The following is a 10,626-nucleotide window of genomic DNA, read 5'->3' on the forward strand; positions in this document are numbered from 1 at the left end:
GATGAAAAGCAAATTTACGCAAATCGTAAATATAAAAAAGCGAAATTTAGACAAAATCGAGCTAAATTTGGCAAGAGCCAGAAACGAAGCGGCGATGATAGAGGGCTTCATAGCGCAGGCCGCCGAGCAAATTTCAAAATTTGAAATGCCAACAAGTGGCTCTGCGACCGATCTGCGCGGATCGCTGGAGCTTCTTGGCGCGATACGGCGAGAAAAGAATCTGCTAACCGAGCGGCTCGAGCTAATGAAAAAAAATATCGCGCACCTCGAGCGGCAGCACAAGGCGGCCAATCTAGAGTACGAAAAGATGAAATACCTGCAAACGCAGGACTTTAGCGCGCAAATAGAAAAGATAAAAAAGGCCGAAGCGGCAGCTCTGGACGAGTTTGCGACGATGAATTTTACTAGGCAAAAAGAGGCGAAAGCTTGAAAAAAATTTTGATTTTACTAACTTTAAATTTATGCGTTTGGGGCGCAAACGGCATAAACGCTCAAAGCACGAGCCAAAGCGGCTTTAAGATCCCGGTGGACTGCGTTTCGATATTTGAAACCAGAAAAGACGAGCTAAAAAGAGAGCTTGCCAAAATAGACGAAGCAAGGCAGAGCTTGGAGGCTTTTAGAGCGAGCTCGGCGGCGCTTTTTGAGGAGCGAAACGCCAAGCTAGCCGTCAAAGAGGCTGAGCTAAACGCAACTCTAGCCCGCGCGCAAGAGGAAAAAAAGCAAACCGAGCAGCTGCTAAAGAAAAACGAGGAAATCGTAAAAGAGCTAAAAGCGATGACTAGCGACAAGGTCGGCGAGACCTACGGCAAGATGAAGGACCAAGCTGCTGCCGACGTGCTAAGCGCGATGGATAGGGCGGATGCGGCTAGCATCATGTACTCACTAAGCCCTAAAAAAATCTCCGCGATAATGGCAAAAATGGAGCCTACCGCGGCGTCTGAAATCACGCTTTTAATCAAACAAGGCCCGCCATTTATAAAAGCCGAAAAAAACGTAACACAGGAAGTCTCTCCTACATCTCCAGACGGCCCTGCTGGAAATCTGCTAAATTTGTAAATTTGGGGCTATAACGCTCTAAATTTAGCTTGGCTCGCGTCTAAATTTGAGCTCAAATTTGCGCGGATAACGCGAAAGTTAAATTTAGCCTTTGGCGGTCAAATTTGACTCCAAAGGTTAAATTTTACCGCCGTCAAATTTAACGCTAAAGCCTAAATTTAACTAGTACTCAGTCTTAAAAGCATTTTTATCCGAGCGTCAAATTTTGCTTCAAATTTTACTTAAAACAAACGCCCGTCAAAACAAAAACTCCGTGAGATTTTAGGTATTTCTTACCAAATTTTGGTTAAAATCAAGCCCAAAAAGAGAGGTAAAAATGCGTATAAAACTCCCACACACACCCTACATCGCGCACAAAATCGCTATTGATTTATTAAAGTCCGGATTCGTAAATTTAACGCGCGGAGTAGAGCCCGTAGCGGCATGCGCGAAAGAAATTTTAGATAACGATTTACAAAAAGAAAAAGCGCTTGAAGAGCGCGTAAACGAGGTGCTCGCCGAGAACGAAGACGATATGGAGAGCATGCAAGTCGATAGAAAAAATATGTTTTGGCTCGTAAAAAAGAAACTCGCCAAAGAGTACGGCGTGATACTTACGTACGAAGACCGCTTTAGCAACGTCGCCCACCTCGTGCTTGAAAGCGCTTGGAAAAAGGGACTCATCGACTACACGGTCTCCGAAAACCGTATCAAAAACATCATCTACGGCTCGATCGAGGAGTATCTAAAAACGTATGAAATTTTACAAGACGTGGTCATCGACAAGATCGACGGCTACAAGCGCAAACTGATCCCGGGCACCGAGGAGTACGACATCGTATTTGAGCGGCTCTACGAGGACGAGCTAAGAAAACGAGGCATGCTGTGAGAGCTTATATCTACCTTGAAAACGGCGTTTTTTTGCAGGCTAAGGCCTTTGGCGCGAGCGGTACGGCTAGCGGCGAAATGGTCTTTAATACAAGCCTAACCGGCTATCAAGAGATCATGAGTGATCCTAGCTATGCGGGGCAGTTTATCGTTTTTACCATGCCAGAAATCGGCATAGTGGGCGTAAACGAAGATGACATGGAGAGCGCGAAAATCCACGCTAGCGGCGTTTTGATGAGGGATTTTAACTCTACCGCGTCAAATTTCCGCTCGCAAAAAAGCTTGGAAGAATTTTTCAAAGAGCAAGGCAAATTTGGCGTTTATGATATCGATACGAGATTCTTAACCAAGATGCTACGCGATAATGGCGCGCTACACGCGGTGATATCGACTGAAATTTCAGACGAAAAAGAGCTAAAAAAGCTACTCGAAAACTCGCCTAAAATCTCGGAGATAAACTACGTAGCAAAGGTGAGCACCGAGAAAATTTACGCTCACGAAAAGGGCGCCTGGGATCACGCTAGCAAAGCCTACACCGCGCTAAAATCAAACGGCAAAAAGATCGCCGTCATCGACTACGGCGTAAAGCGTAACATCCTAAACGAGCTTTGTGAAACAGGCCTTGAGACGCAAATTTATCCGCACGACGTGCAAGCAGACGAGCTCATAGCTAAATTTAACAAAGGCGAGATAAACGGCGTGTTTCTCTCAAACGGGCCCGGCGAGCCAAAGGCTCTAAAAAACGAGATCACGCAGATAAAAAAGCTGATCGAAGCGCGAGTGCCGATTTTTGGCATTTGCCTAGGCCATCAGCTGCTTAGCAATGCGTTTGGCTTTGAGACGTACAAACTAAAATTCGGTCAGCACGGCGCAAATCACCCGGTTTTAAATTTACAAACCAAAGTAGTCGAGATAACGGCGCAAAACCACAACTACAACGTTCCCGAGGAGATCGCGCAGGTCGCCGAGATCACGCATAGAAATCTTTTCGACGGCACGATCGAGGGCGTGAGATACAAGGATTATCCGGTATTTTCGGTGCAGCATCACCCCGAGGCTAGCGGCGGGCCTAGCGAGAGTAAATATATCTTTAAACAATTTTTAGAAATTTTATAGTTGCTAGTCGCAGTCAAATTTGAGCAAAATTTGGGGTTAAATTTGCGGGTCAAATTTAACTCTAGCGTGGCTAAAATTCGCAAATGAAATTTTACGGTCAAATTTGATGAGCGGCGCGGAGTTTGTTTCGATTTTGAGCGTCGCGGCGCTTAGCTCGGTGGGCCACTGCGCGGGTATGTGCGGCGGTTTTGCTATCGTGCTCGCGCGGTTTTTGAGCGGTAAAGGTAAAATTTTTAGCGTGGCGATGATAGCGGGATATAACCTGGCTAGAATTTGCGCTTATATGCTACTTGGCTTTATTTTCGGGTCGTTTGGCGGCGTATTTACGCTATCTCTTGCGGCGCGAGGCTACTTGTTTTTTGCCGTCGGCGTTTTTATGGCGGTTTTGGGCGTCGCGCTCATTAGACGCGGGACGCTACTTAATTTCATCGAGAAAAACGCATTTTTATCCAAAATTTTAAACGAAAAAATAAAAGCCGCGATCGCGAAAAATAGCGTGCCGGGGTTTTTAGTGCTCGGGTTTTTAAACGGGCTGCTGCCGTGCGGGGTGGTTTATTATTTTTTAGCTTTAGCTGTAGCTAGCGGCAGCGGAGCAAAGGGCGCGGCGATCGCGGCTACGTTTGGCGTAGTTAGCTTTTTTGCGATGAGTTTTTACGCGCTGGTTTTAAAGGCAGTGAGCGAAAAATTTAAAAAATACGCGCTAAATTTAAGCGGCGCGGCGATAATAATTTACGGAATTTATCTATCTTTTATAGGATTTACGGCGAGCAATGGATAACATCAAAGCAAGATTCAGGCAGTATCAAGAGGCTATCGAGGCTAGTAACATCGTCTCAAAGACCGACACCAACGGCACTATCACCTTCGTAAACGACGAGTTTTGTAAGATGTCGGGCTTTACGCGCGAGGAGCTAATCGGCGCAAATCACAACATCGTGCGCCATCCCGAGGTGCCAAAAGAGGTTTTTGCGCGGCTTTGGGATACGATTTTAGCCAAAAAAGTGCACAAAGGCACGATAAGAAACCGCACCAAAGACGGCCGCGACGTCTATCTAAACACGACCATCATACCGATTTTAAATTTAAGCGGCGAGATCGAGGAGTTTCTTGCGATCAGATACGATGTGACGGACGTGATAAACCTAAACAACGAGCTTGAAAAGACGAAAAAAGAGCTGTTAAATTTAAACGAAAATCTCGAAAACAGAGTCGCCGAGCAGACGGCTGAGCTCGTAAATTTAAACCAAAATCTAGAAAATTTGGTAAAAGCCGAGATCAAAAAAAACGAGGAAAAAACCAAAATTCTCTTTTTGCAGTCGCGTCTAGCTTCGATGGGCGAGATGATCGCAAACATCGCTCACCAGTGGCGCCAGCCGTTAAACGAGCTTAGTATCACGCTTTTTAAGCTAAAAGAGAGCGTCAAGGCAAACGAGAAATTCGAGGCCGGTTATGAGCACGCAAAGCGCGTGATAAAGGGCATGTCGCAGACGATAGAGGACTTTAGAAACTTTTTTAGCGTCGAGCGCGAGAGGGAGGCATTTTTGCCCTCGGCTGCGGTAGAAAACGCGCTAAAGATGGTGCAGGGAACCTACGAAAAAGAGGGCATAGACGTAAATTTGGAGCTAAAAAGCGAGGGGCAAATTTACGGTTTTGAGTCGCAACTTTGTCAGGCCGTGATCATACTGCTTTCTAACGCCAAAGATGCGCTGGCAAATAAAAAAAGCGATAAAAAAGTAACGCTAACGTTAGAAAAAAAGGATAAATTTGCTATCATAAGAGTAACAGATAATGCCGGCGGTATAAAAGACGAGATAATGGACAAGATTTTTGAGCCGTATTTCACCACGAAGCACCCGAGCGCGGGTACGGGCATCGGTCTATATATGCTAAAAAGCATAGCCAAAAATCACGGCGGAAGCGCCGGCGCTAAAAACGTAAAATTTGGAGCGGAATTTGAGATAAAACTGCCGCTAAAGGATGGAAAATGAAAAATTTTAAAGAGCTAACGCTACTGCTAGTCGAGGACGAGGATAGCATAAGGGAGTCGATGCAAGAGGTTTTCGGAGGCGTATTTCAAAAGGTCATATCGGCCTCAAACGGCGACGAAGGGCTTAAGAAATTTAAAAAATTTAGCCCCGATATCGTAATAGCCGACATCATGATGCCTATCATGGACGGACTTGAGATGTCAAGGCAGATAAAAGAGTTCTCAAAAAACACGCCCGTAGTGATCCTAAGCGCGTATAGCGAAAAGGAAAAGCTGCTAAAAGCTATCGACGTGGGTATCGATAAATACGTGATAAAGCCTATCGACATGGACGAGCTTTTCGTCGTGCTGGAACAGATCGTAAAAACTAAAATCATAGGCGCCGATATCATCGAGATTTCGGGCGGATATTCGTTTAATCAAACCAAAAAAGTGCTCGTAAAAAACGGCGTCGAGATCGCGCTAACCAAAAAAGAACTGGCCTTTATCTCGCTTTTAGTTAAACGTATCGGTACGCTCGTTTTAACCGAGGAGATCAGAAACGTGGTGTGGTTTGGCGAAAAGGTAAACGATCCGGCCGTTAGAACATTTATCAAGCGAATACGCGATAAAGTGGGCGCCGGTCTTATCAAAAACTCGCCCGGCCTAGGCTATAAAATCGAGCTGAAAAAGTAAAATTTAAAGTAGCGTAAATTTAAAACGATTAAGCGATTTTGCGGTTAAATTTTAATAAAATAACATTTTCGTAATAAAATAAACAAAGGAGGATATCGATGCGACTAGACAGGGCGCTAAGCTACGACTACACGGTCGCCAAGTATTTTATGTTCGCGACGATACTGTTTGGGATAGTCGGCATGGGCATAGGCGTGCTGATAGCCTTTCAGATGGCATATCCCGATCTAAACTATCTCGCGGGCGAATACGGCACCTTTAGCCGCCTAAGACCGCTACACACGGCAGGCGTAATATTTGGATTCATGCTTTCGGGCGTTTTTGCGACGTGGTACTATATCGGGCAGAGGGTTTTGAAGGTCTCGATGAGCGAGTCGCCGTTTTTGATGACGGTGGGCAAGCTACACTTTTGGATATATATGCTAGTGATGGCCGGCGGCGTGTTTAGCCTGCTTGCCGGCGTTAGCACGTCAAAAGAGTACGCCGAGCTAGAGTGGCCGCTAGATATCGGCGTGGTCGTGCTTTGGGTGCTTTGGGGCGTTAGTATATTCGGCCTTATCGGTATCCGCCGCGAGAGGACGCTTTATATCTCGGTTTGGTATTTTATCGCGACGTTTCTTGGCATCGCGATGCTTTATTTGTTTAACAACATGGCCGTGCCGACCAAGCTGGTTTCTGGCTACGGCAACTGGTGGCACTCGGTCTCGATGTATGCCGGAGCCAACGACGCCCTAGTGCAGTGGTGGTACGGGCATAACGCCGTGGCATTTGTATTTACCGTGCCGATCATCGCTCAAATTTACTATTTCCTCCCTAAAGAGAGTGGCCAGCCGATATTTTCCTACAAGCTTTCTATTTTCTCGTTTTGGAGCCTCATGTTCCTTTACCTTTGGGCGGGCGGACACCATCTGATCTACTCTGCGGTGCCTGACTGGATGCAGACGATGGGTTCGGTGTTTTCCGTCGTTTTGATACTGCCGTCTTGGGGTTCGGCGATAAATATGCTCCTAACGATGCGCGGCGAGTGGCAGCAGCTTAGAGAAAATCCTCTTATCAAATTTATGATTTTAGGCTCGACGTTTTATATGTTTTCGACTCTTGAAGGGCCGATTTTAGCGATCAAGTCCGTAAACGCTCTAGCGCACTTTACCGACTGGGTGCCCGGACACGTGCACGACGGTACGCTAGGCTGGGTCGGCTTTATGACGATGGCGGCGCTTTATCACATGACGCCTCGCGTGTTTAAACGCGAAATTTACTCGAAATCCTTGATGGAAACTCAGTTTTGGATACAGACTATCGGCATCGTGCTTTACTTTTCATCGATGTGGATCGCGGGTATCACTCAGGGTATGATGTGGCGCGCGACAGACGAATACGGAAATTTGGCCTATTCGTTTATCGACACCGTGATAAATATCGTGCCGTACTACTGGATCAGAGCCGTGGGCGGACTGCTATATCTGCTCGGATTTTTCATCTTTGTTTACAATATCTACAAGAGTTTTGGCGCCAAAGCGCTCGTAAAAGAGCCGCTAAGCGCGAGTCCTGCGGGTGTAAAGGAGGTTGCTAATGTTTAGTTGGTTAGAGAAAAATCCCTTCTTTTTCGCGGTTATGGTTTTTGTAATCATCGCCTATGCGGGCGTGATTGAGATTTTGCCTGATTTTGCCAACAGAGCTAGGCCGCTAGAGGGAACCAAGCCGCCGACTGTTTTACAGCTTGCCGGCAAACACGTGTATATGAAAGATAGCTGTAACGCCTGCCACACGCAGCAAATTCGCCCTTTTAAGGCCGAGACCGACAGATACGGCATGTATTCGCTTAGCGGCGAGTATGCGTTTGACCGTCCGCACCTTTGGGGATCAAAGAGAACTGGCCCCGACCTTTGGCGCGTGGGCAACTACCGCACCACCGACTGGCACGAAAATCATATGAAAGATCCGACCTCCGTGGTGCCTGGCTCCATAATGCCAGCCTACAAGCATCACTTTAGCAACAACGCCGACATCGAGACGGCATACGGCGAGGCGGTAACGACGAAAAAGGTATTCGGCGCGCCGTACGACGTGGAGGGTATGCCAAGACTAGGCACCTACGAGGAGGCTCAAGCAGCGGTCAAAGAAGAAGCCGCCGCTATAGTTGAGGAGATGAAGGACGAGGAGGTCAAAAAGGCCTTCGAGCGCGGAGAGATCCGTGAGATAGTGGCGCTAATCGCCTATCTAAATAGCTTAAAATAGGCAAATTTATGGATGCGCAGACTCTAAGAGAGATCCAAGGATACGGAGCTTTTATCTTTCTAGCCCTGTGCGCCGCGCTTCTTTACGGATACTATTTTCATCTTTATAGATCCGAAAAGAGCGGCAGGCGAAACTACGAAAGATACTCCGATCTCGCCCTAAAAGACGGCATCGACGAGGAAATTTTAGAGTCTGCGTCCGTGGACGAAAACGCTAAAAAGGAAAAATAATGCAATGGTTTAACTTGGGAGACGACGTAAATTTACTCGCTCTCATCGGCGCAGTCGCTATCGTCGCGCTAACGGCGTTCGTGGCGGGCAAATACGTAAGGCAGATGAAGATCGCCAAAGAGGGCGGCGAGCTTAGCGAGCATAGCTGGGACGGCATAGGCGAATACAAAAACCCTCTGCCGCTGGGCTGGGCGGTCGTTTACGTGCTGGTTATCGTTTGGGCTTTGTGGTATATGCTCGCAGGCTATCCGCTAAACTCATACTCGCAGATCGGCGAATACAACGAAGAAGTCGCCGCCGCGAACGCTAAATTTGAAAAAAGCTTCGCAAATCCAGACGCCAAGACGCTTCACGCGATGGGCGAGAGCCTGTTTTTGGTGCAGTGCTCGGCCTGCCACGGTATAACCGGCGACGGCATAAACGGCAAGGCGGCCGACCTCGCGGTTTGGGGCAGCGAAGAGGGAATTTATAGCGCGATAATAAACGGCTCAAAAGGCCTTGAGTACCCGATGGGCGAGATGCCTGCGGGTATGGCGGACGAGGAGGGCGCAAAGGCGATCGCGGCCTACATCGCTAAGGAAATTTCAGGCATAAAAAAGACCAAAAACGAAAATTTGGTAGCTAGCGGCAAGGAGCTATTTGCGGCGTGCGCTTCATGCCACGGCGAGGACGGCAAGGGCATGGAGGGCATGAGCCCTGATTTGTCCAAATACGGCACGGCGTCCTTTGTCGAGGACGTGTTGCAGCGCGGTAAAAAAGGCGCTATCGGCGCGATGCCTAAATTTAACGACGGCAGGCTAAACGCCCTGCAGCAAAAAGCGGTCGGCGAGTACGTCATCTCGCTTTCTAAAGGAGAATAAATGGAAAACACGAATCGAAACGTTTTCGGCCTCCACGGCGTGACGGGGCTGCTCATCGCGACCGGGCTGCTGCTAGCGATCCTAGCGACGCTCACGTACTACGCGATCAAGCTCCAGCAAGAAGTCGCGCAAAAGCCATACACGCTAAACGCGTCCGAGCTAAAGATGAAGAGCGCGGATAACGCCAAGCAAGTGCGCGTGAAGGAGTGATCATGCAAGCGGTTTTAGAAAAAATCATCGTCGCGGGCCTCGTTGCGACCGCCATTGTCGCGGCGTGGGCGGTGCTAACGCCAAATCACCTTTTTGTGGGATGAAATTTGATAAATCAAAGAGCGCAGACCTTGCCGCTCTTTTTCAAATTTTAGGCTTAAATTTAAGTGGTGCGCTTTACTTTTTGCGCGAAAATACGCGACTTGGCCGATGAAAATTATAAATTACGCTCGTTCAAATTTAACTATCCTTTTTCGCTTTCTAATGCTAAAATTTGCAAATTTGACCTGCGCATTTTTTATCTTTTTGCTTTTTATTTTTTACGGCGTGGCGACTTTGCAAGGCTCAAATTTGCCTCGCGAGGTAGTCTTGGTAAATCAAAATATATTAAGCCCCGCCGTGAGCGAGAAAATCGCGGTTTTGGGCGAGGAGCTAGCGAGTAAAAGCGGCGTGTTTGCGGGGGTTGCGGTTTATGAGAGCTTGGAGGGCAAAACGCTAAAAGAAGCCGCTGAGCAGCTAAATTTGACCCCGCCTTACGCGCTTTTGATGCTTGCCAAAACGGAACATAAGGTGGAAATTTTTGCCGATCCGCAGACGCTAAAGCTTTTTGATAAAGAGAAAATTTTAAGCCCATATCCAAGCTCGGGTTCGATTTTGCCGATACTAGCGTCTAAAAACGGCAAAGATATCTTTAACGCAGCCGTGCTAAACGGCTACGCCGATCTTGCCGAACAGATCGCGGCGAGTAAAGGCGTGAGCCTGCAAAACGCTATCGGCAGCCAAAACCGCCTGACGCTTGATGCGTTTAGGATTTTCATCTACGGCTCTATCGCTCTTGTCGTCTGCGTCGCCGCGTTTAGAAAATTTAGGAGAAAAAATGGCTAAAAACTACTGGCCTCACGCTATCGTCGGCTCGCTTATTTTAATAGTCGCCTCCTGCGTAGCGACCGTCACCCTGGCTGTGAAAAACCCAGTGGAGATGGACGGTTTTTACTTCGAGCGCTACCAAAACGTCGATGAAAATATAAACGAGATCGAGGCTAGCCAGCGCAGATTTGACGCCAAGTACGCTCTTAAATTTGAGCCCGAATTTGACGGATTAAACGGATGTTTTAAGATCGCCGTCGAGCCCAAAAACGGCTCGGTAGTGCCGAATTTTACGCATGAGATTTTACTAACCAGACCCGCGACGAACGAGCAAAATCAAAATTTAAAAGCCAAATTTGACGGGCAAATTTTAAAAACGCAGCCCGTAACGCTCCCAAAAAAGGGCAAATGGCAAATTTTGCTAAAAATTTCCGACGCAAACGACACGGGCTTTTATAAATTTAGCTTCGAAGCGCGCTAGTTTTCTTTGATTTTCAGCCGCTCTGGGCTATCATTGCGC

At 47.5% G+C, this 10,626-nt stretch carries 14 protein-coding genes; all 14 read left to right on the plus strand.

Translation table 11 applies throughout. From position 1 onward, the window contains the following. Nucleotide 1 precedes the first annotated feature (1 nt). The gene (locus H7R39_RS00360) at nucleotides 2-430 is read left to right on the plus strand and encodes a flagellar export protein FliJ (protein ID WP_185897474.1); all 429 of its coding nucleotides are present in this window, start codon (nucleotides 2-4) and stop codon (nucleotides 428-430) included. Next, nucleotides 427-1,056, plus strand: a complete 630-nt coding sequence (locus H7R39_RS00365; RefSeq protein ID WP_185897475.1) for a MotE family protein — start codon at nucleotides 427-429, stop codon at nucleotides 1,054-1,056. Before H7R39_RS00360 ends, H7R39_RS00365 begins: the two co-directional genes overlap by 4 nt. A gap of 316 nt (nucleotides 1,057-1,372) precedes the next feature. Beyond that, the gene (locus tag H7R39_RS00370; RefSeq protein ID WP_002949092.1) at nucleotides 1,373-1,924 is read left to right on the plus strand and encodes a DUF507 family protein; all 552 of its coding nucleotides are present in this window, start codon (nucleotides 1,373-1,375) and stop codon (nucleotides 1,922-1,924) included. Beyond that, nucleotides 1,921-3,039 carry a glutamine-hydrolyzing carbamoyl-phosphate synthase small subunit gene (gene carA / locus H7R39_RS00375; RefSeq protein ID WP_185897476.1) on the plus strand — a complete coding sequence of 373 codons (1,119 nt, stop codon included), beginning with the start codon at nucleotides 1,921-1,923 and terminating at the stop codon, nucleotides 3,037-3,039. The genes H7R39_RS00370 and carA overlap by 4 nt, the downstream gene beginning before the upstream one ends. A 106-nt stretch (nucleotides 3,040-3,145) precedes the next feature. Then, nucleotides 3,146-3,817 carry a sulfite exporter TauE/SafE family protein gene (locus H7R39_RS00380; RefSeq protein WP_185898464.1) on the plus strand — a complete coding sequence of 224 codons (672 nt, stop codon included), beginning with the start codon at nucleotides 3,146-3,148 and terminating at the stop codon, nucleotides 3,815-3,817. Continuing rightward, nucleotides 3,810-5,027: a PAS domain-containing sensor histidine kinase gene (locus H7R39_RS00385; RefSeq protein WP_185897477.1), complete on the plus strand. Its 1,218-nt coding sequence runs from the start codon at nucleotides 3,810-3,812 to the stop codon at nucleotides 5,025-5,027. The genes H7R39_RS00380 and H7R39_RS00385 overlap by 8 nt, the downstream gene beginning before the upstream one ends. Then, nucleotides 5,024-5,701, plus strand: coding sequence for a response regulator transcription factor (locus tag H7R39_RS00390; protein ID WP_122862540.1), 678 nt, complete (start codon nucleotides 5,024-5,026; stop codon nucleotides 5,699-5,701). The genes H7R39_RS00385 and H7R39_RS00390 overlap by 4 nt, the downstream gene beginning before the upstream one ends. Before the next feature lie 98 nt (nucleotides 5,702-5,799). Further along, nucleotides 5,800-7,281, plus strand: coding sequence for a cytochrome-c oxidase, cbb3-type subunit I (gene ccoN, locus H7R39_RS00395; protein WP_122862541.1), 1,482 nt, complete (start codon nucleotides 5,800-5,802; stop codon nucleotides 7,279-7,281). Then, the gene (ccoO, locus tag H7R39_RS00400; protein ID WP_185897478.1) at nucleotides 7,274-7,939 is read left to right on the plus strand and encodes a cytochrome-c oxidase, cbb3-type subunit II; all 666 of its coding nucleotides are present in this window, start codon (nucleotides 7,274-7,276) and stop codon (nucleotides 7,937-7,939) included. The genes ccoN and ccoO overlap by 8 nt, the downstream gene beginning before the upstream one ends. Before the next feature lie 8 nt (nucleotides 7,940-7,947). Further along, the gene (locus H7R39_RS00405) at nucleotides 7,948-8,169 is read left to right on the plus strand and encodes a cytochrome c oxidase, cbb3-type, CcoQ subunit (protein ID WP_185897479.1); all 222 of its coding nucleotides are present in this window, start codon (nucleotides 7,948-7,950) and stop codon (nucleotides 8,167-8,169) included. Next, on the plus strand, nucleotides 8,169-9,029 hold the full coding sequence (locus tag H7R39_RS00410; RefSeq protein WP_185897480.1) for a cbb3-type cytochrome c oxidase N-terminal domain-containing protein: 861 nt from the start codon (nucleotides 8,169-8,171) through the stop codon (nucleotides 9,027-9,029). Before H7R39_RS00405 ends, H7R39_RS00410 begins: the two co-directional genes overlap by 1 nt. Next, nucleotides 9,030-9,239, plus strand: coding sequence for a DUF4006 family protein (locus H7R39_RS00415; RefSeq protein ID WP_185897481.1), 210 nt, complete (start codon nucleotides 9,030-9,032; stop codon nucleotides 9,237-9,239). A 210-nt stretch (nucleotides 9,240-9,449) separates the two neighbouring features. Next, on the plus strand, nucleotides 9,450-10,124 hold the full coding sequence (locus H7R39_RS00420) for a hypothetical protein (protein WP_185897482.1): 675 nt from the start codon (nucleotides 9,450-9,452) through the stop codon (nucleotides 10,122-10,124). Beyond that, a complete protein-coding gene (locus H7R39_RS00425; protein ID WP_185897483.1) occupies nucleotides 10,117-10,587 on the plus strand; it encodes a FixH family protein in 471 nt (156 codons plus the stop codon). Before H7R39_RS00420 ends, H7R39_RS00425 begins: the two co-directional genes overlap by 8 nt. Nucleotides 10,588-10,626: the final 39 nt, after the last annotated feature.

The sequence above is a fragment of the Campylobacter massiliensis genome, assembly GCF_014253065.1.
Taxonomy (GTDB): domain Bacteria; phylum Campylobacterota; class Campylobacteria; order Campylobacterales; family Campylobacteraceae; genus Campylobacter_A; species Campylobacter_A massiliensis.